This is a genomic window from Paenibacillus sp. J31R98, assembly GCF_056269245.1.
On record NZ_JBWDNO010000001.1, the window covers coordinates 414,265 to 438,644 of the forward strand.

The following is a 24,380-nucleotide window of genomic DNA, read 5'->3' on the forward strand; positions in this document are numbered from 1 at the left end:
ACAAGGAGGGCCGAGCGGTGGCAAATTACATCGTAGTAGGGTTGAACGAGGAGAAATTTGCACTCCCGATCACAGACATTCAAGAGATTATCAAAGACATGCCAATTACCGAGATTCCAGCCGCAAGGGCGCATGTGAAAGGCGTTATTAATTTGCGCGGCGCAATCGTTCCGGTTATCGGGCTTCGCTCCAAATTTCGTATGATGGAGAGCCATTCGACGGCATCCTCCCGCATTGTTATTGTACAGACGCCAGAAGGCGAGCCTGTAGGGCTGTATGTGGACCGTGTGGAGCAAGTAGCGTTCTTCGCAGAAATATTGCCTACTCCAGATGGGATCGGCGGAGCTCAAGCAGGCAACCTGTCAGGTATTGGGAAGATTAATGACCAGCTTGTCAGCATCCTGCACCTGCCGTCAATCTTGAATACTGGAGGTGGTCTATAATGAACGAATCATTCGCGCTTACGTATTTAAGCGTTTTTCTGGATGAGCTGGAGGAGCAGCTGCAAGTTCTGGATGAGTCGATTCTGGAACTCGAGAACGGCGGCAATTCACCAGAGACGATTCAAACGATCTTCCGCGCTGCGCACACGCTCAAAGGTTCTTCCGCAGCTATGGGCTTCCAATCGATGAAAGAAGTGACGCATAAGGTTGAGAGCGTATTTGAGCTGCTTCGTCAGAATCGGCTGCAAACGAGCAAGCCGCTCATTAATGCGCTGTTTAAGTGTATTGATTATTTGAAGGCGAAGAAAGAGACGCTCCGCAAAGGCGATTTCAGTGATGAGCCGATTGAAACGCTCATTGAGATGCTAAGCGGCATTATGATCGACCAGCCGGCAGAAGAGACGCCGGAAGCGAGTACTGCTGCAAGCGAGCAGGCAGTGAAGGCGCAAGCGGCGCAGGAGCAAGCTATGTATGGCGGCTGGAGCGAAGCGGTACTCGCAGCCAAGACGCAGAAGCAAGCGGAAGGGCATCACTCGTACGAGATTAGCGTGACTCTCGCTGCGAATGTGGAGATGCCTACGGTCAAAGCAATGGTTGTACTTCGCAATCTGGGCGAGCTCGGCGTAGTCATCGGCACATCACCGGAGATCGGTTCGTGGGAGCAGGAGCAGCAGCTTACAGCCGGTCCGATCCATTTCTTGCTCGCAACGAAGCATGCAGAAGCGCTGATCGTTCGCAAAGTAGAGGAAGCGTCGCAGATTGTGAGCTTCACCGTGAAGCAGCTTCAAACCGGTGACGGCATTCAGATTGGGACCAAAGCGTCCGTCGTATCCGTCAATAAGCAGACAGCTGCAGCAGTTCCACAAGCTGTCCAAGTCCCGCAAGCGAGCACAGAGCAAGTGGCAACTAGTCCATCCGATGCTAAAGTACAAATCCAACAAACCGTTCGAGTTGATGTCAACCGTCTGGAGCATCTGCTGAACCTGGTTGGCGAATTGATTATTGATAACACGCGGATTCGCGAAGTGCGCAGACGTTTCGAGGAGCGGTTTAAGCAAGAACCGGAAACGCTGCTGCTCGGCGAGATTACAGACCACTTGGGCCGCGTCGTGGCAGAGCTGCAAGAAGGTACGATGAAGACGCGGATGATGCCGATTGAGCAGCTGTTTAATCGTTTTCCGCGTATGGTTCGCGACGTAGCAGAGCAAGCCGGCAAAGAAGTGACCTTCCAGGTTGAAGGCAAAGAAACGGAGCTGGACCGAACGTTGATCGAAGAGATCAGCGATCCGCTTATCCATATTATCCGCAATGCGATCGATCACGGCTTGGAGCCGCCGGATGAGCGCGAGAGGCTGGGTAAGAACCGCAAAGGGAATTTACTCCTTCGCGCAAGCCACCAGGAGAACGCTATCGTCATTACGCTTGCCGATGACGGGCGGGGTATCGATCTGGAGCGGATCAAACAGAAGGCCATTCAGAAAGGCTTCATCGGTGCAGAAGAAGCGCAAGCGTTAACAGATAAAGAAATGATCAGTCTGATCTTCCATTCAGGCATGTCCACTGCGGAGAAAGTGACGGAGCTTTCCGGTCGCGGTGTCGGTATGGACATCGTTCGCACCCATATTGAGAAGCTGAACGGCATTATTAACATTGAGACGACCGCTGGCGAAGGCACAGTATTCACGATCAAGCTGCCGCTTACGCTTGCGATTTCACGTTCGCTTCTAGTACAGCTTGGTAAGCATACTCTAGCGATTCCGCTTACGAACGTCATCGAGACATTCCGTTTGACGCCTGAAGATATTCAGATGGTGAACAGCGAAGAGGTTTGCGTCGTTCGCGGAGAGATTCTTCCAGTCGTACGGATGCACAGAAGACTTGGCACAACCGAGAACGATTCCGATTCGAAGGGTTACGCGGTTATGATCGGTCTTGCAGAGAAGCGCGTCTGCCTCTATGTCGACAAGCTGGTAGCGAACCAAGAGATCGTAATGAAGTCGCTAGGCAACTATTTAGGGCAAGTCGCATACGTATCCGGTGCTACCATTATGGGAGACGGCCGTATCGCTCTAATCCTAGACGTGAACGCTGTTATTCGTGACTCCGGTGCAACCATAAGCAAGACGAATGCGAGTGAGCAGAAGGTAACGGGACGCAAAGTGAAGCTTGTGACATTCGATCTGGAAGAGGAGCACTATGCCCTCGACATTAATCAGGCAAAAGAAATCATCAAAGTTCCTTCTATTCTGCGGATGGCAAACGCGCCAGCGGAAGTGTTAGGACTTATGAATCTGCGCGGCGAGCTGCTTCCGGTTATCGATCTTAAATCATGCCTTGGCCTGCGCCATTCCGAGCCGGATCAACATTCTCGCGTCATTATCCTGAACGAAGAAGGCCGTGATATCGGTATTCTCGTTGATCGTGTGCGCGAAGTGATTCATGTGACGCAGAGCCAGATTGATTCGGCGCCGAAGGATGTTACGATGATTTCCGATCAATATATCGGCGGCATTTGCAAGACAGACGAGCAGCTTGTAATTGTACTAAAACTTGATAAAATGCTCCGCTCAAGGGGATGGGACACGATTCATGCGTAGGCTTCTAGGCTTGGCCGATCCGCCTGCTCCATACGGTGTGCTCGTCGTCGATGATTCTGCCGTCATGCGGCAGATGATTAGCAGGCTTATCGAAAAAGATCCTAAACTATGGGTAATGGGAACGGCATCCAATGGTCAGGAGGCGCTTGAGCAATTAAAGGTCATGCGCCCTGACCTCGTTACTATGGACATTGAAATGCCAGTTCTGGACGGCTTATCCGCGCTCAGCCAGCTGATGGTTGAGAATCCGTTGCCGGTGATTATGCTGAGCAGCTATACCGATGAAGGCGCGTCGCCTGCAGTAGCGGCGCTCATGAATGGCGCAGCGGACTTTTTCCATAAAGACAGCCTGTTCCAATTCCCGGTGAATGCGCAGTTGGAGGAAGAGTTTCTGCTGCGCTGTCATGCAGCGATTGAGTCCAAGCCGTTCTGGAAAACGCTCGATCAAGAGGATCTTGCCAATCACGAGATGAAGGTGCTGCTGGAGTTCATGACAGGCTGCCTCGCATCCGAGCATACGATTCACGAAGAGCTGAATCGGACGATTCAGCAGCTAAACGGCTTCTATTGCTCGCTCATCAAACAAGCGAATGAGTTCATCCTTACCGATTGCAAAGGCGAGCTGTTAACCAAATTTGGACAATTAAGTCAGAGTTCCATAGGCCAGTCGCTTGATCATATTTTACCGGCTGAAGTAATGGCACAGCATGTGGAGCATCTCATTAGAGCGTGGAACGGCGAGGATTGCGTCAGTTACGATATCGAATGGCGGAAGTATTATTTTACGACAGTAGCCCGTCCAGTGCGGATTAACGGCATTGTGAAAGAAATCATTGTCGTCACCTTCGAGGTAACAGAGCGAAAGCGGATGGAAGAGAAAATTCAGTTTCTGCTGAACCACGACCAGCTGACAGGGCTGCCGAATCAGAATCAGCTTCTGTCAGAGATGGATCGCGCGAAAGCAAAATATGGACGGTTTGCCGTTCTATTCTTTAACTTCGATCATTTCAAACAAATTAACGACTCGATGGGTCATGCGAAGGGCGACTCGTTGCTACAGCTTCTAGCTCGAAGATTGAAGCGGTTTGCTTCCGTGGACACGACGATTATTCGTGTGAATAGTGATGAGTTCATTTGTATAATGGGCGGCGCATCCTTCGATACCATCGAACGAAATGCCGAGCGGCTGCTGAACTGCGTTCGTCAGCCCATTATTTTGGATGGATTAGAAATACATATGACATCAAGCATGGGTATTAGCCAATATCCAGACAATCATACGAATATCGAACACATTATCCGCTATGCGCACATGGCGATGAACATCGCGAAGAAAGCTGGCGGCAACCAGATTCAATTCTATGAAGCGCGCTTTCAGGAAGAGATTCACCGCAAAATGGAGATTGAGCGCAGGCTGCGCAAAGCGATTGACCGTGAAGAGTTCTACTTGAACTATCAGCCGGTCTATAACGGTAGCGATCGGACGATTAAAGGTGTGGAATGCTTGATCCGTTGGCAAAGTCCGGAGCTTGGGCGCGTGTCGCCGGCGGATTTTATCCCGATTGCGGAGGAGACGGGCTTGATTCACGCGATCGGCGAATGGGTGATGCTCGAAGCATGCCGCACGAATAAGCGCTGGCAGGATCAAGGGCTGATGAAGATTCCGGTCGCAGTTAACCTATCTACACAACAGTTCAATGATGGGAAGATTATCGAGCGGATCGCGAACATCCTTAAGGAGACAGGTCTTGATCCAAAGTACCTTGTCATTGAGATTACCGAGAGCATGACCATGAACAAGCATCACGCGCTGATGATGCTTAAGAACTTGAAGCGTCTTGGCGTATCTATTGCCATTGACGATTTCGGTACAGGCTACAGTTCATTAAGTTATTTGAGCGAATTGCCAATCGATAAGTTGAAAGTTGACCAGTCGTTCGTGAAGAAGATGGACACACACGGGGTGAACGCTTCAATTGTCCATACCATTATTACGATGGCGGAGAATTTAAAGCTTGAAGTTATTGCTGAGGGCGTAGAGACAGAAGCGGAATTCGGCTTGCTGCTCCGTTATGGCTGCAACACGATGCAAGGCTATTTGCTTGGCCGTCCGATGAAAGCCGGCGAAATTGCCGAACAGCTCAACATGAGCAAACAAGTCCAAAAGATGAGGATCCAGTAACGTTAGGTTGCTGGTTCCTCCTTTTCACTTTAGTGACAATGATCAGAATAGGTTGCAACTTCTTTTTTGCATGGAGGTATATATTTTAGAAAAACAGGATAGCTTTTCGATCTGGAAGCGGATACAATGAGGGAGTGTAAACAAGCAGGTAACCATTTTCTTGAAAGAGGAGAGGCTGACTAATGGCAGGAAATCGTGCGGTAGTCTATGTAGAACCCGGCAAAGTTGAGGTACGGGATATTTCTTATCCTGATTTGATTTTGCGAGACGGGCCTGGCGTTAATCCACTCAATGTTGGCAGAAAATGTGAACATGGCGTCATTGTTAAAGTTATTACTACAAACATTTGCGGCAGCGACCAACATATGGTGCGTGGACGGACGACTGCGCCTAGCGGTCTCGTGCTCGGGCACGAAATTACAGGTGAAGTCATTGAGGTTGGGCGTGACGTTGAATTTATTAAGAAAGGCGATCTGGTCTCCGTTCCATTCAATATCGCATGCGGACGTTGCCGGAACTGCCGCGAGCGGAACACGAATGTGTGTACGAACGTGAATCCGGACCGTCCAGGCTCCGCTTATGGTTATGTCGATATGGGCGGCTGGGTTGGCGGACAATCCGAATATGTCATGGTTCCTTATGCGGACTTCCAACTGTTGAAGTTCCCGGATAAAGAGCGTGCAATGGAGAAAATTCTCGACCTGACTATGCTCTCGGATATCTTCCCAACGGGCTATCATGGCGCTGTCAGCGCTGGCGTTAAGCCAGGCTCAACGGTTTATGTGGCAGGCGCAGGTCCAGTCGGTCTTGCTGCGGCACATTCCGCGCAGCTGCTTGGCGCTGCTGTCGTCATCGTCGGTGACCTCAACAGCGAGCGTCTGGCGCAAGCGAGAAGCTTCGGCTGTGAAACGGTCAACCTTCGCGAGCATCCGAACCTCGGCGAGCAGATCGATCAAATTCTCGGTGTACCCGAAGTGGATTGCGCCATTGACTGCGTAGGCTTCGAAGCGCATGGACACGGGCATGCTCATGGTGAAGCTCCTGCAACGGTGCTGAACTCCATCATGCAAGTTACGCGTGCAGGCGGCAGACTTGGTATCCCTGGTCTCTATGTAACCGGCGATCCAGGTGCAGTTGACGCAGATGCGAAAGAGGGTACGCTCAAGATTCGTTTCGGCCTCGGCTGGGCGAAATCCCATACATTCGTAACGGGTCAAACACCTGTAATGCAATACAACCGCGAGCTGATGACAGCGATCCTCAGCGGCAAAGCGCAAATTGCGAAAGCCGTTAACGCGACGCTTATTTCGATCGACCAAGCTCCAGCAGCGTACACGGAGTTCGACCGCGGTGCGTCGAAGAAATTCGTCATCGACCCGCATGGCTCGATTAAACGCTAATTGAAATAAAGAAGGTGACACGTTCGAAGCCATGCTTCATGTGTCACCTTTTTTTACTTCATGCTTCAGGAGTTCCATTCCCTCTTCAGAATGGAGTACATCTTGAGGTCGACCAAGCTGCCTTTGACAGACATTTGCTCTCGCAGAAGACCTTCGTAATGCATGCCCGCCTTTTGCATGACACGTTCCGACGCTGTATTTGCCGCAAAACATCTTGCTTCGATTCGATTCAAGTTCAGCTCTTGAAACCCAAACTTGAGAATAAGCGATACGACTTCGGACATAAAGCCTTGATTCCAATAGTTATGTGACAGCACATATCCAATCTCCGCTCGGCGATGGTTCTCGTTGATGTATACCCACCCGCATGCTCCGATAAGCTTGTTTGTTGCCTTATGAATGATGCCCCAATCGCTAGGCTGGTTATGGCCGTACTTCTCCATCACAAAGTTGACGAAGGAATGAGTATTGTCCAGCGACTGATGCTGTTCCCATGATGTGAACCTCGACACCTCATAATCGCTCGCATACTCGAATAGATCAGCCGCGTCGTTAGGTGTAATGCGTCTGAGAAGCAAGCGCTCGCTCTCTAACGCAGGGTTATAATTTGATGGCTCCATGGTATCCCTCCTTTATGATGTGCCTATTTTACTTATAATCCATATAATTGGCAACAAATAGATACCAAACAAGCTTCTGATCATGGTAAACTGATATCGGGTTAACCTATAGCTTCTACTCAAACTTTGCAGGAGGTTATTCGCGATGGATAATTGCACATTAGTTACGAAGCCTACCTTGAACCTGGTTGGAATTAGCTATTGCGGTCCTTACTCGTCTTTCCCCGACGAAGCAATACTTCTGCAGAGCGCATTCCTCCAGAGGAAGCACGAGATTGAAGGAGAGGTAAAGACGACCGTGCTTTACAGTCCGTATTTCGGCAATGAAGTATTTGCTACATATTGGGCTTGCTTTGAGGTGCCCCATCTGGAGCAGGTGCCGCCAGGCATGGTGCAATTTACAGTTCCGCAGCGCACTTATGCAATGGCCGCTTGCACAAACAAACGAATCGGTGAAGGCTATGAGCAGCTCTCGGCATGGATTAACGAGCAGAAGCTGACGAGACGGGAAAATGCGGTTTCCCTTGAAATTTTTTATATTGACGAGCATTTGGAAGAGGAGCAGGTTGAACTGTTCATCCCCATTGAAGAGCAATAAAAGTTTCACAAGAAGTGGCTGCCTGCACCGAAGAAGGAGAAACGAATAAAGTTATGAATGCAGCCAAATTTTTTACCCATCCACTAGGAATAATTGGAGCTTCTATCAGCGCGACTTTGCTCTGGGGGAGCTCTTATCCGTTTATTAAGCTCAGCTACGAGAGGCTTGGCATTGGATCAGGAGATACGCTCGAGCAGCTGCTCTTTGCGGGGTACCGATTCTCGCTAGCGGGCATACTCATCCTGCTGTATATGCTTATTAGGCGGGAACGGCTGGGCTATCAGCGTGGCAGCGGAGGCATGTTGTCCTCCATCGCGTTGCTGCAAACGGTATTGCAGTATACATTCTTCTACGCTGGATTATCTATGAGCGCAGGCGTTGTAGGTGCGGTTATTGCGGGGACGATCTCGTTCTTCCAAATCGTAATCGCGCATTTCCTGTATAAGAACGACCGAATTAACGGGGCAAAAGGGCTAGGGCTTATCGTTGGTTTTATCGGCTTGCTCGTGCTCGGCCTATCCAAGCATGATGGCAATTCGGGTCTGCATTTCTCTGTTGGCGAGCTGCTGCTGATGGCGGCGACGCTCTTCAATGCTTGCGGCAACTTGCTATCGCGCAAGGCATCGGCTTCCTACAGCATTTCGTATATTAACGGTTACCAAATGCTGCTCGGCGGTATCGTTCTCTGCGTAATTGCTGCATGGAGCACAGGCCTCGCGCCATTCCATTTTGACGGTATCGCGCTTCTCATGCTTCTTCATCTAGCTCTTGTTTCGGCGCTTGCATTTACGCTTTGGAACAATGTGATGAAGTATAATCAGGTCGGCAGCGTATCGATGTATTTGTTCCTCATTCCGGTATTCGGAGTGCTCCAGTCCGCGCTGTTCTTGAACGAGCCGCTATCCGGCGCTGTTATTGGGGCGCTTGCGCTTGTCAGCTGTGGAATTATCGTGGTCAACCGTAAGAAGAAACAGAAAGTTCTCACGCCGTCAGAGGCGTAATCACGATGGATGCCGAACCGGATCAAACTCCGGGATCGGCATTTCTTACATAGAGGAGGAACATTAGAGGATGATGAATAGCCCAATAAGAATTCCAATTGCGCTCATTGATGCTTTTACAAGTAAGCCGTTCAAAGGGAACCCGGCCGCTGTTTGCCTGCTTGAAGAAGAGCGGGATGCGGCTTGGATGCAAGGCGTTGCGTCTGAGATGAACCAGTCGGAGACGGCGTTTCTTGTCCCCCGCGAGGATGGCAGCTATTCGCTTCGTTGGTTCACGCCGACGGTCGAGGTGGACTTGTGCGGTCACGCTACGCTCGCAAGTGCCCATTACTTGTGGGAGAACGGTCATCTTCCGCACAATAGGCAGGCGAGATTTCATACATTAAGCGGCTTGTTGACAGCCGACCGTTCGGTGGAAGGCATTATGCTGAATTTCCCGGCGGAGCCGGCTGTAGCGGTGAATGCGCCTGAGGAATTGATTCAGGGGCTTGGTCTCATCCCGAGGTATGCGGGGAAGAACCGGATCGACTATCTTGTTGAGGTCGATAGTGAGGAAACGGTTCGAACGCTGAAGCCTGACTTCGCCATGCTTGCTCGTGTTGAAGCTCGGGGCATTATTATAACGAGCAAAGCGAGCAGCGGCAGCGAATACGACTTCGTCTCGCGAGCATTCTATCCGGCGACCGGATGCGATGAAGACCCGGTAACCGGCTCCGCGCATTGTGCGCTCGCTCCGTATTGGCAGCGTAGACTTCGCAAGGATGATTTCCTTGCCTACCAGGCTTCTGCAAGAGGCGGGGAGCTGCAGCTTGCAATTGTAGGCAACCGCATCCTGATTTCAGGCAAAGCTGTGACAGTTTTGAACGGACATCTTTCCGTGTAATGCAAGTTGTGCTATAATTGCATATTGCAATTGCATAAAAGGAGAAGGTGTGAAACGTGACTTACGAGATTCCGAAGCATATTGAGCAATTCGGGACCGACATTGAGGAGCAGCAGCTTCGTTATCATAATAAGCGGGTGCTCGTTTCAAAGGAATTTACTTTTGACAGTGCGCATCATTTGCATTTATACGAGGGCAAGTGCAAGAGCTTGCACGGCCATACTTATAAACTTCAAACGATTATGTCCGGCAAAACAGATAAACGCGGGTTGACGATCGATTTTGCAGATATGAAGCGAATTGCCAAAGAGCGTGTCATCGACAAGCTGGACCATCGCTACTTGAACGAAGTGCTACCGCCAATGAATACGACGGCTGAGAATATGGTCGTCTGGATTTATGAACAAATTCATGAAGCGCTCGTTGAGGAAGGCCACTACCCGGATATTCGGATCGAAGAGATTCGTCTATGGGAAACGCCAACCAGCTACGCCGCTGTTACTCGTGAATTGATGGAGGCGGACGAACATGTCGGTTAATGCTGTAGAGCAAGAGAAACGCTCCGTTCGTCTGCCCATGGTAGAAATTTTTGAAACGGTCGAAGGCGAAGGCACACGTGCCGGGTTCCCGACCGTTTTTGTACGTCTGTTCGGCTGCAACCTCCGCTGCGTCTGGTGCGATACGAAGTATAGTTATCCTCCTGCTGAGGCAGAGTTCACCATGACCATTGAAGATATTGTTGCCGAAGTTGAGCAGAAGTATAAAGCGGAGCATATCTGCATGACCGGTGGTGAGCCGCTGCTGTACGGCAGCCGTTCAGGCGAGCTGCTGCAGGCGCTTTGCAATATCGAACGCATCAAGGACGTGCATGTAGAGACGAATGGAGCCATTGATCTGGCACCGTTTCTTCGTGACATCGCATCGCCTAAAGCACGCTACATTATGGATTACAAGCTGCCGGACTCCGGCGAGAATGAAGCGATGATTCATGAGAACTTCGCCTTGCTGCGCGAGCAGGATGAAGTGAAGTTCGTCATTGCAAGCGACCGTGATTTCGATGCTGCGGTAGAGACGCTTGCGAAGTATCCAACGAAGGCGCTAGCATTGTTCAGCCCCGTATGGGAGTCGATGCCTCCAGCACGTCTTGTCGAGAAGCTGCTCGCAAGCGGGCTAACTGGCGTAAAGCTGAATATGCAGCTGCACAAAATTATTTGGGATCCGGCTAAGAGAGGTGTGTAAGGAAATGAAAAAAGCAGTCGTTATACTAAGCGGCGGTTTGGATAGTACAACTTGCATGGGGTATGCAAAGGAAGCGGGCTATGAGCTGTACCCGATTACGTTCAACTATGGTCAACGCCATAAGATTGAATTGAACAATGCACGTGCAGTTGCGGAGTATTATGGCGTGAGTGACCGATTCAGACTGGTTGAGCTCGGCTTCCTGCGTGATTTCGGCGGCAGCGCGCTGACCGATGACAGCATTGACGTGCCGAAAGTCGGCACAGATCCAGTGCCAGACGAAGCGGGTGAAATTCCGGTGACATACGTGCCTGGACGTAACCTGTTGTTCTTGTCGATTGCAACATCATTCGCGGAGACAGTAGGGGCAGAAGCGATCTATATTGGCGTGAATGCGCTGGATTACAGCGGTTATCCAGACTGCCGTCCGGAGTTTATCGCGAAGGTGGAAGAAGTGATTGCAATTGCCACGAAGATCGGAGTCGAAGGCAAGCCAATCTCGATCGAGACACCGCTTATCCATCTGACGAAAGCAGACATTGTCAAAGAAGGAACAAGAATGGGCGTTCCTTACCAGCTGACAACCTCATGCTACAATGGAGAACCTGAAGCTTGCGGCGAATGCGATAGCTGCAGACTGCGCTTGAAAGGCTTTGCTGAAGCGGGTATGAGTGATCCGATTCCTTATAAATAATTGGTTGAGATCATATGAAACAACATAAAACCGCCCTTTTTTTTTGGAGGGCGGTTTTATGTTGTTAGTAGATGGTATGTGGTTGGATATAAGCAGTCCAAAGGTTACAAATTAGGGTAAGTGATATCATATTTTTTTGAAACCTCAATTAAGTGCTGAAAAAATTCCGGCTTAGGCGGTTCTGAATCTCGCTCCATGCCTTCCTTATAAGGGACGCCTAATTCTTTGACAAAAGCATCAAAGCCAGAAGGGGACGCCGTCACCAAAAACCGTGCTTCTGATGTTGTGGCATTGAATGTATGAGGGATGCCGCGAGGTGCGAAGATGTAGTCGCCCGGTCCGGCCTTAATAATTCTGTTCCCAACCGTGAAATCAAGCTCTCCTTCCAGTACATAAAAGGGCTTCATCTTCTGATCCGTGAATATGGAGAGGAGGGCCGGAGTCTTGCGGGACGAGACAATGCACCACACAATATGCTCCGTTAGTATCTTCTCCGCTAACCAGAATCGAGGCTCAAAGCTATTCTAAGCTAGTTATTATTTCGTGTAAATTTAATCATTATTAATTTTAATGAAGTAAAACTTAATTGAATTTGACGAGGTGTCTCAACCTTAGAAATTCGATAAGCTTAAAAACGGTCCATTGTGAAAGCTACTCAACAAGCGCAAGTAGTTCAGCCCAAATGAAAAAACGCCCCGCAGCCACTGCCTGTGGCTAACGAGACGGTTCTAAGTGCAACATGTTATCTATTACGCTTGCTTGCTGCGCTTCGACCCTTCGCCTTCCGAGCGGGAGCGCTTCTGCACGGATGGATGCAGCGTAACCTTATTCTTGCCGGTAGTCTTGGACTGGTACATCGCTTCATCCGCCTGCTTGACGACTTCAACTATCGTTGTGCCTTCGCGTGATGCACTGACGCCAACGCTGATCGTGACAATCGTTTCCTTCTCGACGCGGCTCCGAATGGCTTCCGCTACATCTTCGGGTTTGACGCCGGGCGCTGCGACGAGCCCGAGCAGCTCCTCGCCTCCGTAACGTCCAGCCGTGCCAATGCCTGCTGTCTCTTCTCTAATAATATCGGCGACCTGCTTCAGTACGCCGTCTGCTTTATGATGACCCTGTGTATCGTTCAGCTTCTTGAAATTGTCGATATCGCAGAAGATGATGGCGATCCGGTTCATCTCGCGCAGCAACTGCTCCGCTTTCTTATTGAAGTGCCGCCGGTTGTACAAGCTCGTCAAGCCATCGGTAATCGACGACTGGAACGTCATCATGAGCCGCTCAAGCACCCACTCGAACAAGAGCAGAAACAAGAGCGTATAATAGACGATAGGCAGCAAATGAATGAAGATGACCAGGATGGACTTGTCTCCGTGGAACACACTGTCTGCCATGGCCGAGAGCTGATAAACAAAATAGACGATCAGGCTTGCGGAATAATTGAATCGCTGGTCAATGCCGCGCAGGTTGAGCAGAATGGCGAAGTTCAGAACCAGTCCGTAGAAATCAAGCGCAAGCAGATCAATACCGCCAGCAGAGATCGGACTGCTCAGCATCTCAGGTTTATAGGCGATTTGAGCGGCGGCAACCAGGACTAGACCGATCACCATCAAAAAGAAGGGCATGCCCTTCAATCTGGCCGCAGGACCGGTATATAATTTCATGAAAACAAAGTTTATAATGATAAAAGAGAGCAAGCTGACAAACGAGTATCCAATATGTAAGTAAGGCGATGCCGACCAGTCGGGAGCGGATAGAGTAATGAGCGCGCCGTTCTGGATAATGATGATCGGAAGCACGATGATGAGCACAAGATGCGTGCGGTTTCGTCTGTAGCTCTTGTACAGCTTCATCGCCATAAAGAGCATGAGTACAAGAATCGTCATCACGCAAGCGGATGTGAAGGTTTGCCCGGCTTGTCCGGCGAGCCAATTAACAACTGTCATGTTTAGAAACCACCTAATTTTGAGAGTAGACGCACGGTGCATGAATGGAGTCGGTGAAGCCCGGTACATCAGCTTTACAGAAACGTATGTTCTAGTATATCATGTTTTTGGCAGGTCGAGAAGTATAATGCAGGTTTGTTTGAGGAGGTTCGCGGGCACATGAATATTTTGCAGGCATTGTTTTTCCCACCGGAGCAACCGGGCGGCGTGTCCTCAATGGTTCCCTATATTCAAGAGCGTTTCAATAAGCTTGGCTGGCAGATGGAGCTGTTCTCGCTGCCGAAGCGCGTGCGCAGCAAAGGTCAGGAACAAGTAACATTCGATACTTTCGATATAAGCATATATGAGGGCAATCCTATCATTGATAAATATTTGCAAACTTACCGTGACTACGTTTGGTGGACGAAGCTGCGGCTGAATAAGAAATATGATCTCATTCACGCTCACCATCCGATTCCGGCGCTTGTGATGAAGCAGTTGTTCCCGGATACGCCGATCGTGATGACGATTCACTCGAGCTATGAGCGAGAGCTTATTCTCAATGGCAAAATCATCGAAGGCGGCTTGGAGCATAGGTTTCTTACATCGATCTATCGCGAGATCGAATCCAAGGTGGACAGAATTCTTACCGCTTCAGATTCATTCCGCAACTATATGCGTCCGTATGTGAATGATGCGGACCGGATTGTTGTGATCCCGAACGGTTTCGATGAGAAGCGTTTTAAGCCGATCTCTCACGAAAATGAGGTCGTGCAGCTCATTACCGTATGCCGTCTCGTTCCGGCGAAGGGGCTTGATATTCTGCTCCATGCATGCGCGCAGCTGAAGGAACGCGGACAGCCGTTTGTCCTTCATATTATCGGTGACGGACCGATCAGGCCGGAACTGGAGCTTCTGGCGCAGCAGCTCAATTTGTATGACGATATTATTTTTTACGGCTATATGCTGCATCCGGAAGAGTTCATGCCATTCTTCGACGTCTTCGTGCTTCCTTCGCGCGCAGAGGCATTCGGCTCGGTGTTCGCGGAGGCGGCGCTCTGCTGGCTTGCGCTCGTCGGCACGAATGTCGGCGGCATTGCCGAGCAGATCGATGACGGCATCAACGGCTTGCTCGTCGAACCGGAGAATCCGACTGCGCTTGCGAATGCGCTGGAGAAAGTGGTATCGGACCCGGATTTCCGCTATAACTTGGCAAGAGCCGCATGGAATAAAGCGAAGAAAGCATACTCGCTGCAGCGCGTAATCGCACAGCTGAGACAAGTGTATCTCGAAGTCAATCCAGGTGCGGAACAAACGTAAATAGAGAGGAATAGGTGACATGGGAGTTTCATTTCGATTCATGCATGCAGCTGATTTGCATGTCGACAGTCCGTTTCGCGGATTGACGGATGCGCCGGCGCATGTGCGAGAAGCGCTCCAAATGTCCACCTTCCAGGCCGTTCGAAATTTAGTGGATACGGCGCTGTCGGAAGCGGTAGATTTCATCGTAATTGCGGGAGATCTCTACGATTCGGCGGACCGCTCGCTGCGTGCTCAACTGTATTTGCAGCGGGAATGGGAGAGGCTGCACGCCAACGGTGTGCAGCTTTTTGTCATTCATGGCAATCATGATCCGCTGTCCGGGCAAAGAGCGAAGCTAACTTGGCCGGCGTCTGTATATTTCTTCGGCACGGAGAAGGTGGAGAAGGCAGCTGCTTATACCAAATCAGGAGAGCTTGCTGCATATGTACACGGCATCTCATATGGCACAAGATCGGTCACAGAGAATATGGCCGCAAGGTATCATGCTGACCATGGGAGCGGCGTCTATCAGATTGCTATGCTGCATGGCAATGTAGACGGGCAGCAGGGCCACGATCCCTATGCGCCGTGCAGCTTGGCAGAGCTGGCTGGTTCCGGGTTCCATTATTGGGCGCTCGGACATATTCATCAGCGAGAGGTGCTGCATACTTTTCCGCATGTCGTCTATGCGGGAAACACACAAGGCAGGCACTCGAAGGAAACAGGTGCAAAAGGTTGTTACATCGTTGATGTGTCACCAGCGTATGATACCGAGCTGAAGTTCATACCCCTCGATATCGTAAGGTGGGAAAGTGCCGTCATTGCTATTGATGGCATTGAATCGGAGCAAGCATTGCTAGGTGTGTTGGAACATGCGGTGACGGCTGCCGCTTCAACTTGTGAGAGACGCTCGAGCATGTTGAGATTGAGCCTTCAGGGTAGAGGACCGCTGCATTACCAATTATCAGACGCCAGCTTCATGCAAGAGCTGCTCCAAGGTATTCGTGTGAGGATCGCTGATCAACAAGAATTGCCGGATGATATTGCCGAGCCATGGTGCTGGGTTTATCAGATCGAGGCGGAATCCGGCGCTGAACTGGATTATGAGGTGCTTGCAAGAGAGGACAGCTTCACTGGCGAGTTAATCCGAAGCAGCTTGATAATTGAGGCAGATGAAGCTGCATTAAGTGAATTGGCGAATGAAGCACTTCAGCCGTTGCATGCGAATGCAAAGCTGCGCAAGCTCGTTCGGCAGATGCAGGACGAGCGGTCTCGTCAATGGCTCATGGGTGCAAGAGAGCTGGCTGCGGGGCTGCTGATCGAGGACGAGCAGTTAAGATCGGCTGATAAACATGAGGCGCCGCTCGAGGGAGGCGATAAGGGATGAAGCTGCGAGGCATACATATTGATGGCTTCGGCAAGCTAAGTGACCGAGCGTATCGCTTCGATTCGCCGGTTACGATCGTCTATGGCCCGAATGAAGCGGGAAAAAGCACCATGATGGGCTTTATTCGCTCGATGCTGTTTGGTTTTGCGAGCAAGGGCAATCCGGCTGAGCGTTTGGAGCCTGTGAACGGCGGCCGCCATGGCGGGAGATTGTTTTTGGAGAATGCGGATGGGGTCCATTATGTGTTAGAGCGTTATGGAGAAGCGTCCAGCAAAATCAACATTAGGTTAGAACGTAACGATGGATTGCCTAGCGCTGATAACGGAGCATCGCTTGGAGCGGAAGTGCTCACGCAGCAGCAGTGGGAGCGAATGTTCCTTGGCAGTGTCAACGAGCGGTTATTCCGCGAGCTGTACGCGATCACGTTATCAGAGCTGCAAGCAATCGGAATGCTGGAAGGGGACGAGCTTGGCAAGCAGTTGTACCATGCCGGATGGAATGGAGGCGGAGCCATAGCGAAGACGGAGAAGCTGCTAACAACGCAGCTAGACAGTCTGTATCGACCTCGAGGCAGCACGCAGCAGATGAATAAGCTCGTGAAGTCGCTAGAAGAGACGGAAGCGCAGCTGCGACAGCTGGAGGACGGCATTGCGGCGTATAATGCGTTATCCGAGGAGCTTGCAGCCGCGGAAGCGGAGCTCGCCCAGATAGATACTCAGCTGCCTACATTGCGCGAGCGCGAGCACTTGCTTACGCGAGCATGTGAGCTGAGAGAGATTTGGGTAGAGCGGTTGGCGCTGCTTCATGAGCAGGCGGCAATAGGGGCTTTGGCGCCAAGGCTCGCCGTTGATGCTCGTTCTCGCTGGGAAGCGATTGCGGAAGAGCTTTCTCGAGTGAAGCAGGAGCTCGAGAAAGCGAAGGTGCTTGCTGAGCGGCAACGAAGAGAATACAGCTCCCTGACGGTTGATGAAGAGCTGTTAGTAAGGAAGCCTGAGATTGAATCGCTGATGCTGTCAGCGGAATCGATGAACGCAGCGGGTCTGTCGCTCGTGGAGTTGACAGCAGAAGCGAGGGAAGATATAGAGGCTGTGCGCCGATTGATCGCCCAGATCTCGCCGTTATGGACCGAAGCTTCGCTGCGTTCGTTCCAATCCGGAGTAGCGGAGAGGGAAGCGATTCGGGTATATCGCTCTTCGCTTCAGGAGCGGGAGAAGGCGATTAGCCAGGCTGAAGCGGAGCTTCGCGCTGCTGCTGTGCAGCTGAAGGAAGCGGATGCGCTGCTTGTGGAGCTGGATGCCGGAGGCGTGCAGCCTCGGAGGCAAGGGATTGAGCTGCTTCCTCAGACGCTGGAGGAGCTGCGAAGCGCATCCAGACAATTCGAGGAAGCCTGGCATGAGCTTGAGCTTGCGCAGGTTCGCGCGCAAGCAGGTTCTGTTGTGGAGAGGCGGCGAGTGCCTGACGCTGCTTATTGGGTTGCCAGCGGTGTGATGGCCGCTGGCGCTGTTTTGTTGGCCGCTGCGGGCTGGCCTGTCGCGGCAGCAGCCGCCGGCGCCCTTGCGGCTGCGATGGCGGCGCCGCCGCTGCTGCGCCTCGCGCAGCGGCAGCCGCGAGCCGCGGCGGAGCCGGGCCGCGGCGGCCGCGCTCGGCGCGGGCGTGCGCCAGCGCCAGCGGCGGCAGCGCCATCAGCGGCTGCGGTGCACGCGCAGCCGCTTGCAGCAGCGCAGCGGCGCGTCGCGGCCGCACTGCAGCAGCTCGCTCGCGAAGCCGAGCCGCTGCTGCACGGCCTGCTCGCGGCGAGCGCAGCGCCGCCGCCGGCGCTTGCTGCGGCGCACAACGAAGCTGCCGCAGGCTATGCCGGCGCAGCCGACCGCGCTGCGCCGCTGCTCTCGCGCCTGCGCGCAGCGATCGACGCGCGGCAGGACGAGCTCCGCGCCAGTGCGAGCACCGCGGAGCGCCGCCAGGAGCTCGCGCGCCGGCAATCCCGGCTGCGCGCGCAGCATGAAGCCGCTGCAGCCGCGGCAGAGCACGCGGCCGAAGCAGCGGATGCAATCGCGGCCAAGTGGCGCGATTGGCTTGAACATAGGGCGCTTCAGGCGGAGTTATCGCCCGAAGCAGCCCTTGAAACATACGATCTCGCTGAGCAAGCGCAGCTTCGATTGCAAGCCTATGACCGCGCCGCAGACAAGGCGGCGCGAATCGAACGGCAGCTTGCTGATTTCGAGCAAGCCGTCTTCCAGCTGTCCGAAGCGTTCCCGGCAGTCAGTTACCGGGCGCACGGTGATGCTGCCGCAGCGCTTCGGCTTCTGCAGGCAGAACTGGACAAGCAAAGCTTGCTTGCAAGGCAGAAGAGCGAGCTTAACCGTCAGCTAGCCGATCAAGAGCTGCTGCTTGACCAGAAGGACAAGATTGTAAGGGAACTTGAACATAAACAGCAACAGTGGTTTCAAGCTGCACATGCTGCCGATGAGCTGGAATGGCTCGATGCCCTGGAGCGCTCTGAGCGGCTTGCAGCAATTGAGACCTCTCTGTTTAAGATGGATGCCCAATTGACCGCTGGATTAACAACGATGCAGCGAGAGCAGCTTGAGAGTTGGTATGCGACTTACGATGGCAATCAACTTGACCGCATGAAGGCAGAGGCAGGAGTCGAATTGTCGAAGCTAGAAGCGCGGAACGTAGAGCTGCTTGAGCATATTGGACGCAAGAGGCAGCGCATGGAACAGCTGCTTCAGAACAGCGACAGGCAGCGATTGACGATGGATCGTGAGCAGACAACCGCTTCGTTGGAGCAGCTTATTGAGCGCTACGCCGTCTTATCCTTTTGCATGGCAATGATTAGACGGACGAAACGATTGATGGAAGAGCAGCGTCAGCCAGCGGTTCTGCGCGAAGCATCGAGGCTGATGAGCATCATGTCCGGCGGCAAGTACAAGCGAATTTGGCTGCAGGAAGAGAAACAGGCTATCTCCCTGGAAACGGAAGATAGCCGGATTATTGGAAGCATGTATTTGAGCAGAGGGACCGCTGAACAGCTTTATCTCGCCATGCGGCTCGCTCTTGCCGAGGAGGCTTCTTCGTCAGCCAGCGCATTGCCGCTCATTCTCGATGATCCTCTCGTCAATTTCGATATCGGACGGTTGAAAGGCTCGGCGGCTGTTCTGAGGGAGTTGGCCGAGCGAAGGCAGATCATTCTATTCACTTGCCACGACCATATGAGGGACGCCTTGCAAAGCGCGATCCCAGATGCAGCCATCATCGATCTTATATCATAGCGCCTAGGCTTCATATTCACTTTTCATATTTTCTCACGTCTCCTAGGCTTTTTCTAATCCTAATTCAACTTCGTTCACACTTAATCTCCAGCAGGAGGCCGCTGCTTTATAAGCAGCACCAGCCACCCGAGACTGATCAGTCCGAACAGCGGGTAGAGCGTCGAGAGCAACGGGCCAAAGCCAATCTGGCTGGCGACGTAGCAGCAGGCGAGGGTGATGAGCGTGAGCAGTGTTCTAGAGATCTTAAGCCGTTCCTGAAGCTGTAATGTTAAGCCATAGATATCTGCAATGAGCGTCGTGAAGATCTCGGCAAATATCAAGAAAATATAAATCCACTGGATGCCGTGCCCGAGCTCGCGAGCGATGCCGCCCATGGGGATGGCGAATTGGCGGATGCCCGGCATATAGACGGATAGGGCAATGTGGCCGGCAAGCAGCATGAAGCCGATACCGATACCGCCGACCCAGGAACCATATACGATCGTTTTGCGGTCTTGCATTTGCGCACCGAGTGGTACGAGCACCGCTTGCGCCATGGACAGGTTAAAAGCAGCGTATAGGAACGGAGAAGCCCAGAGTGCAATCGGAGAGTGATCGCTGCTAAGCAGCAGCCATCTGTTCGACCCAGGCGTCTGAACCGTATCGATGATGATGAGCACGGTGAATAGCAGCATAATCGGAACGACGATGGCATTGACAGCCAGAATCGCGTTCATTCCTTTGCGAAGCAGCAGGAAGCAACCGAATATGGTTATTAGCAAGCCGGACTGATAGGAGATATTCCAGTTCTCAGAGAAGATCGAACCGGCACCTGCGAGCATGACGGCGCACACGCCGAACAGCACAAGCAGCATGAAATGGCTGACCCAGCGTCCGTACCGCTCGCCGAACAGCACTTTATTGACATCTTCATACGACTTGGCGCGGACGTCGCTGGCAATCAGCATCATTTTGGCGCCTAGCCAGATGAACATCATTGTAGCCATAATAATTGTAATCGCCCCAGGGAATCCGAACCGCGTAAAAAACTGCAAGATTTCTTGGCCGGTTGCGAACCCTGCGCCAACTATTGTGCCCATATACGTAAAAGCAATTTGTAATACCTTGCTTGTCCGCTTCATCATCTAAGCCACGACCTCCTATTTCCCAAACGATACCTATTAACAAGGTATGTCCAAAGAGGGACGGGCATGACTATTATGACAGGTTAGCGAGTTGATCCTACTTTTATGAACATTGCAATTGCAGTCAGCGTCTTCTCTGCTTCTCTTGCGCTTATTGTTTGGCGTCCCCGAGGCATTCATGAAGCCATTATCGCGCTGATCGGCGCACTCTTATTATTCGCAGCAAGGCTGCTTGCGCCTTCGGACGCCGCGTATATATGGGGCTTCGTCTGGGACGCTACGTTCTCTCTCATCGGTATCATGCTATTTACTTCGCTGCTGGATGCGAACGGATTCTTTAGATGGGCGGCGCTTCATATCGTTCGACGGTTCCACCATCATCAGTTAACGCTGCTCGTGCTGCTCTGCTTGCTTGCAGCCGGCATTACGATCTTCTTTAACAATGACGGTACGATTCTTATCATGATCCCGATCGTGCTGGAGGTCACATCGCTGCTCGCTTTATCGCGCAAGACGAGGATCGCTTTCTTGCTGGGCGTCGGACTGATGGCGGATACAGCTAGTGCGCCGCTTATGATGAGCAACCTGACGAATATTTTAACGGCGGATTTCTTCGATATTTCGTTTGGCGAGTACGCGAGAACGATGCTGCTTCCAGGCTTAAGTTCCATTGTCGCAACGGTTGTTGTAACGGCAGCCTTTTTCGGCCGAAGCATTCGGAGAGAAGAGCATAGAACAGGCGCGCCTCAATCGTTTCCAGAGCCGGCTTCAGTTATTGGAAGCAGGCCTTTGTTCGTCCTATCATGGGTGATCATGGCGGCTATGCTGGCAGGTTACTTGCTTGCAGAGCGATTGCATTTGCCTGTATCGGCGATTGCACTTGGGGGAGCTGCGCTTCAATGGGCGGCGAGCTTGCTCGCACGTCAGGGGGATTTCCAGCGGACGGTTAGACAGACTCCGTGGCTCATCATCATCTTCGCACTGTCGATGAACCTGATCGTGTACAGCTTATATTTACATGGAGCAATCGCGTGGTTTCCAGAGCTTCTGAAGCCATTGGTGGAGCATGGCGAGTTTGTAGGAATTGTCAGTTCGGGGCTTGTCTTCTCATTGCTGAGCGCGGCGGTGAATAATCTGCCGGCCGTTCTCGTTTCCTCGCTCTCAATCGAACATATAGCAGGGCCGCATTACTTGCCGTTTGCCAGCCTTCTCGGAACATCGGTTGGAGCGAAGCTTACCCCAATCGGGTCGCTCGCTACACTGCTGTGGATGCAGCTGCTTCGCAGAGGCGGCATCGAGATTACATGGCGGGAGTACGGCAAGCTAGGCTTGCTACTGACGATGCCGATTCTGTTCGTTTCGCTTGTCACGCTCTGGCTAGTTTGGATTTGAGAACAGCTTAATGGAGAGAACTTTATTATTTGCAGGATCTAGATCGAGCTTCAGCAGAGCGCCGGTTCCCTTGTACGCAAGCACGCTTGCCGTTTGAATATCGGGTTTACCGAGCGACTTGACGACTGCATTCTGGCTGTCGCCAACATGAAGCCCATTGAGTCCTGTGTTGGCGTTCTTATCGAATACGTCAACGAACTTCACCTTCTTATCGGCACCATAGCCGACAGAGAAAGCCGTATATTCATAAACGGTGACGGACTCTTTATCATCATCCATCTTATAGCTGTCAGCAGGCTTGCCGAGTTTGCTATCCCAAGTCTCTTTGGCGTCGCCAATTGCAATGCCGAGGAGCTTGGGCGCTTTGGAGTCCCAATTCTTGTCGTTCTTCGCTGCTGGCGATTTGGTCGACGGCTTCGTACCGGTAGAAGTGGATTCAGTGGTTGCATCGGCAATCGTTGTCTCATCGTTATTCACAGCTGTTTCACTGGAATTAGTTTCGGCTGCAGATTTAGTCGTATCCAGCGCCTTCTGCGGGCTGTCCGATTGCTCATTTGAAATGGTATTCGTTTGACTTATAGCGGAATGATCGTCGTTCGTAAGCGTGAAGTTCCCGCTGCTGAGCTGACAACCTCCGATGAGAAGAAACATTAGGCATACAGCCCCGGTTAAAGCAGGTTTATTGAATCGAGATCTCGAAAATATATCCATGTATATTTGCACCACCAGTATGTTCTGCAGAATGCGCCTAGGACAGCCAGGCTTCTGGTAACCAATTAGACGCTCGTTTTGGAAAAAAGTTGCAGTAGAATAGAATGGTCTTGCTATTTTTGAACCGGTAAGTTGCGCACCTCAGGGTACATATGGTAACTTTATTGGAAAAGATTTTTACGGTGGAGGTTTAGCGAATGGAACTGTTAAAAGAACGCATACTGCGCGAAGCTTCTATTCTGAATCAGGACGTCCTGAAGCTGGATGCATTGCTTAATCATCAGGTCGATCCGCTGTTAACGCAAGAGATGGGCAAGGAGTTCGCGCGCCTGTATGCCGAGACTCCGATTACAAAGGTAATTACGGTAGAATCCTCCGGCATTCCTATTGCGTACTCGACTGCGCTTGCTCTAGGTGTACCGCTTGTATTCGCAAGAAGGAAGAAGACGCTAATCGCTGACCCGGATGCTTACTGCGAACGAGTGCCTTCTTTCACGAAAGGAATTGTAACGGATATTATGGTTTCCCGTCAATTCTTGACTGAGGAGGACACGGTTCTCTTCATAGATGATATTATTGCGAACGGCGATGCAGCGCGCGGCTTGATCAAGATTATTGAGCGTTCCGGTGCGAAGCTTGCTGGTCTAGGCATCGTGGTAGAGAAGTCGTTCCAATCCGGAGGTCGGACGATCCGCGAACAAGGAATTCGCGTCGAATCGCTCGTGAAGATTGCATCCTTGGACGGCGGTCATATCCGCTTCGAGTAATGCCAACATTCAGTATCTTTCCACACGCTCTGATTTGACTTATAATGTTCATAAGTAATGGAGGGAGGCGTCAATATATGGGTAAACTTACAGCAGATTACTTGATTAGTAAATTGTCGGACGCGAAAAATCATTTCGAACGTGCACTCGACTGCAAGCATACTGAATTTGATGACTTGTACCCTTATATGATTGAGCACCCGCAGTTCTTCTGGTATAAACGTTATGTCGCATGGTCAGAGCTGCTCACGATTGTGAAGCTTGCCGATGAGCTTGAGATTGACTGGAAAGAACAGTTTTCCGAGAAACAGTCGGAGTATATTACGAGCCGCGTCATGTCATCCCGTGTCTTGGATGAATGGTATGAGACGAATGACTCTAAGGAGCATGTCGGTTAAGTAGAAACTCGAAAGCCTCAGGGAGAGGAGCAATCCTACGCCCCCTGAGGTTTTTTTATAACGATGAAGCGTAAAGGAGTGAAAGGCAATCGTGATTTCCGAAGAACAGCTGGATCAATACCGGGTTGAAGGGACCTCTCTGCGCGTCGTGCGCGACGGTATGGAGGCCAATGATGTAATGGGCATCGTTGTTGCATGGGACGCCGATAGCGTCGTCATACGCAAGCGTAATCGCAAAGTGGTGAAGCTTAGCCGAGGCTATACTTATGAGCCGGTAATAGCGCCAAGAACACAGCTGTAGCTGCCGTTATAGCGCGAACAGTACATAGGCGGTAATCCTTGCAGAAGAAGCTCCTTGATAATAATCAAGGAGCTTCTTTATACCTTTTACATACCACTACATATAAAAGATATATTCTTTAGATCAAGAATTTAGTAAATTGTA

The 24,380-nt window shown here is 51.5% G+C and carries 22 protein-coding genes; 17 read left to right on the plus strand and 5 right to left on the minus strand.

Annotated elements, in window-relative coordinates:
* Positions 1 to 17 precede the first annotated feature (17 nt).
* From AC0YNX_RS01855 to fdhA, 4 genes are all read left to right on the plus strand, one after another.
* Complete coding sequence (locus AC0YNX_RS01855) at positions 18 to 443, plus strand: chemotaxis protein CheW (RefSeq protein ID WP_475813956.1); 426 nt, start codon at positions 18 to 20, stop codon at positions 441 to 443.
* Positions 443 to 3,040, plus strand: a complete 2,598-nt coding sequence (locus tag AC0YNX_RS01860; protein ID WP_475813957.1) for a chemotaxis protein CheW — start codon at positions 443 to 445, stop codon at positions 3,038 to 3,040. The genes AC0YNX_RS01855 and AC0YNX_RS01860 overlap by 1 nt, the downstream gene beginning before the upstream one ends.
* A complete protein-coding gene (locus tag AC0YNX_RS01865) occupies positions 3,033 to 5,222 on the plus strand; it encodes an EAL domain-containing protein (RefSeq protein ID WP_475813958.1) in 2,190 nt (729 codons plus the stop codon). Before AC0YNX_RS01860 ends, AC0YNX_RS01865 begins: the two co-directional genes overlap by 8 nt.
* A gap of 182 nt (positions 5,223 to 5,404) precedes the next feature.
* Positions 5,405 to 6,622 (plus strand): formaldehyde dehydrogenase, glutathione-independent, encoded by a 1,218-nt coding sequence (gene fdhA, locus AC0YNX_RS01870; protein ID WP_475813959.1) that lies wholly within the window; start codon positions 5,405 to 5,407, stop codon positions 6,620 to 6,622.
* A 65-nt stretch (positions 6,623 to 6,687) separates the two neighbouring features.
* Here fdhA and AC0YNX_RS01875 read toward each other — a convergent pair whose 3' ends face one another.
* A complete protein-coding gene (locus tag AC0YNX_RS01875; protein ID WP_475813960.1) occupies positions 6,688 to 7,242 on the minus strand; it encodes a GNAT family N-acetyltransferase in 555 nt (184 codons plus the stop codon).
* 145 nt (positions 7,243 to 7,387) lie between these two features.
* On the opposite strand from AC0YNX_RS01875, the gene AC0YNX_RS01880 reads away from it, so the two are divergent.
* The 6 genes from AC0YNX_RS01880 (at position 7,388) to queC (ending at position 11,657) form a co-directional block, all read left to right on the plus strand.
* Positions 7,388 to 7,840, plus strand: coding sequence for a GyrI-like domain-containing protein (locus AC0YNX_RS01880; protein WP_475813961.1), 453 nt, complete (start codon positions 7,388 to 7,390; stop codon positions 7,838 to 7,840).
* 53 nt (positions 7,841 to 7,893) lie between these two features.
* Positions 7,894 to 8,841, plus strand: a complete 948-nt coding sequence (locus tag AC0YNX_RS01885; RefSeq protein WP_475813962.1) for a DMT family transporter — start codon at positions 7,894 to 7,896, stop codon at positions 8,839 to 8,841.
* A 70-nt stretch (positions 8,842 to 8,911) separates the two neighbouring features.
* Positions 8,912 to 9,724, plus strand: coding sequence for a PhzF family phenazine biosynthesis protein (locus tag AC0YNX_RS01890; RefSeq protein ID WP_475813963.1), 813 nt, complete (start codon positions 8,912 to 8,914; stop codon positions 9,722 to 9,724).
* A 56-nt stretch (positions 9,725 to 9,780) separates the two neighbouring features.
* Positions 9,781 to 10,263 (plus strand): 6-carboxytetrahydropterin synthase QueD, encoded by a 483-nt coding sequence (queD, locus tag AC0YNX_RS01895; protein ID WP_475813964.1) that lies wholly within the window; start codon positions 9,781 to 9,783, stop codon positions 10,261 to 10,263.
* A complete protein-coding gene (locus AC0YNX_RS01900; protein WP_475813965.1) occupies positions 10,253 to 10,963 on the plus strand; it encodes a 7-carboxy-7-deazaguanine synthase QueE in 711 nt (236 codons plus the stop codon). Before queD ends, AC0YNX_RS01900 begins: the two co-directional genes overlap by 11 nt.
* A 4-nt stretch (positions 10,964 to 10,967) precedes the next feature.
* Positions 10,968 to 11,657 (plus strand): 7-cyano-7-deazaguanine synthase QueC, encoded by a 690-nt coding sequence (queC, locus tag AC0YNX_RS01905; RefSeq protein ID WP_475813966.1) that lies wholly within the window; start codon positions 10,968 to 10,970, stop codon positions 11,655 to 11,657.
* A gap of 104 nt (positions 11,658 to 11,761) precedes the next feature.
* On the opposite strand, the gene AC0YNX_RS01910 is transcribed toward queC, so the two are convergent.
* The gene (locus AC0YNX_RS01910) at positions 11,762 to 12,127 is read right to left on the minus strand and encodes a cupin domain-containing protein (RefSeq protein ID WP_475813967.1); all 366 of its coding nucleotides are present in this window, start codon (positions 12,125 to 12,127) and stop codon (positions 11,762 to 11,764) included.
* Positions 12,128 to 12,406: 279 nt separating this feature from the next.
* Positions 12,407 to 13,603 (minus strand): GGDEF domain-containing protein, encoded by a 1,197-nt coding sequence (locus tag AC0YNX_RS01915; protein WP_475813968.1) that lies wholly within the window; start codon positions 13,601 to 13,603, stop codon positions 12,407 to 12,409.
* Between the two features lie 159 nt (positions 13,604 to 13,762).
* Between AC0YNX_RS01915 and AC0YNX_RS01920 the strand changes: the two genes are divergently transcribed.
* From AC0YNX_RS01920 to AC0YNX_RS01930, 3 genes are read left to right on the plus strand one after another with little or no spacing between them, the layout of a single operon-like run.
* A complete protein-coding gene (locus tag AC0YNX_RS01920; protein WP_475813969.1) occupies positions 13,763 to 14,902 on the plus strand; it encodes a glycosyltransferase family 4 protein in 1,140 nt (379 codons plus the stop codon).
* A 19-nt stretch (positions 14,903 to 14,921) separates the two neighbouring features.
* Entirely contained in the window at positions 14,922 to 16,271 is a 1,350-nt protein-coding gene (locus AC0YNX_RS01925; RefSeq protein ID WP_475813970.1) for a metallophosphoesterase family protein, read from the plus strand.
* On the plus strand, positions 16,268 to 19,543 hold the full coding sequence (locus AC0YNX_RS01930; protein ID WP_475813971.1) for an AAA family ATPase: 3,276 nt from the start codon (positions 16,268 to 16,270) through the stop codon (positions 19,541 to 19,543). Before AC0YNX_RS01925 ends, AC0YNX_RS01930 begins: the two co-directional genes overlap by 4 nt.
* Before the next feature lie 80 nt (positions 19,544 to 19,623).
* Here the strand turns inward: AC0YNX_RS01930 and AC0YNX_RS01935 are convergent, their stop codons facing one another.
* On the minus strand, positions 19,624 to 20,667 hold the full coding sequence (locus tag AC0YNX_RS01935; RefSeq protein ID WP_475813972.1) for a YkvI family membrane protein: 1,044 nt from the start codon (positions 20,665 to 20,667) through the stop codon (positions 19,624 to 19,626).
* 105 nt (positions 20,668 to 20,772) lie between these two features.
* Between AC0YNX_RS01935 and AC0YNX_RS01940 the strand changes: the two genes are divergently transcribed.
* Entirely contained in the window at positions 20,773 to 22,059 is a 1,287-nt protein-coding gene (locus AC0YNX_RS01940) for an ArsB/NhaD family transporter (RefSeq protein ID WP_475813973.1), read from the plus strand.
* On the opposite strand, the gene AC0YNX_RS01945 is transcribed toward AC0YNX_RS01940, so the two are convergent.
* The gene (locus AC0YNX_RS01945) at positions 22,045 to 22,710 is read right to left on the minus strand and encodes a hypothetical protein (RefSeq protein ID WP_475813974.1); all 666 of its coding nucleotides are present in this window, start codon (positions 22,708 to 22,710) and stop codon (positions 22,045 to 22,047) included. The genes AC0YNX_RS01940 and AC0YNX_RS01945 overlap by 15 nt on opposite strands.
* Before the next feature lie 257 nt (positions 22,711 to 22,967).
* On the opposite strand from AC0YNX_RS01945, the gene AC0YNX_RS01950 reads away from it, so the two are divergent.
* The 3 genes from AC0YNX_RS01950 (at position 22,968) to AC0YNX_RS01960 (ending at position 24,236) form a co-directional block, all read left to right on the plus strand.
* Positions 22,968 to 23,537: a xanthine phosphoribosyltransferase gene (locus AC0YNX_RS01950; RefSeq protein WP_475813975.1), complete on the plus strand. Its 570-nt coding sequence runs from the start codon at positions 22,968 to 22,970 to the stop codon at positions 23,535 to 23,537.
* Between the two features lie 77 nt (positions 23,538 to 23,614).
* Complete coding sequence (locus AC0YNX_RS01955) at positions 23,615 to 23,935, plus strand: hypothetical protein (RefSeq protein ID WP_475813976.1); 321 nt, start codon at positions 23,615 to 23,617, stop codon at positions 23,933 to 23,935.
* Between the two features lie 91 nt (positions 23,936 to 24,026).
* Positions 24,027 to 24,236, plus strand: a complete 210-nt coding sequence (locus AC0YNX_RS01960) for a hypothetical protein (protein WP_475813977.1) — start codon at positions 24,027 to 24,029, stop codon at positions 24,234 to 24,236.
* The last annotated feature ends 144 nt before the right edge of the window (positions 24,237 to 24,380 follow it).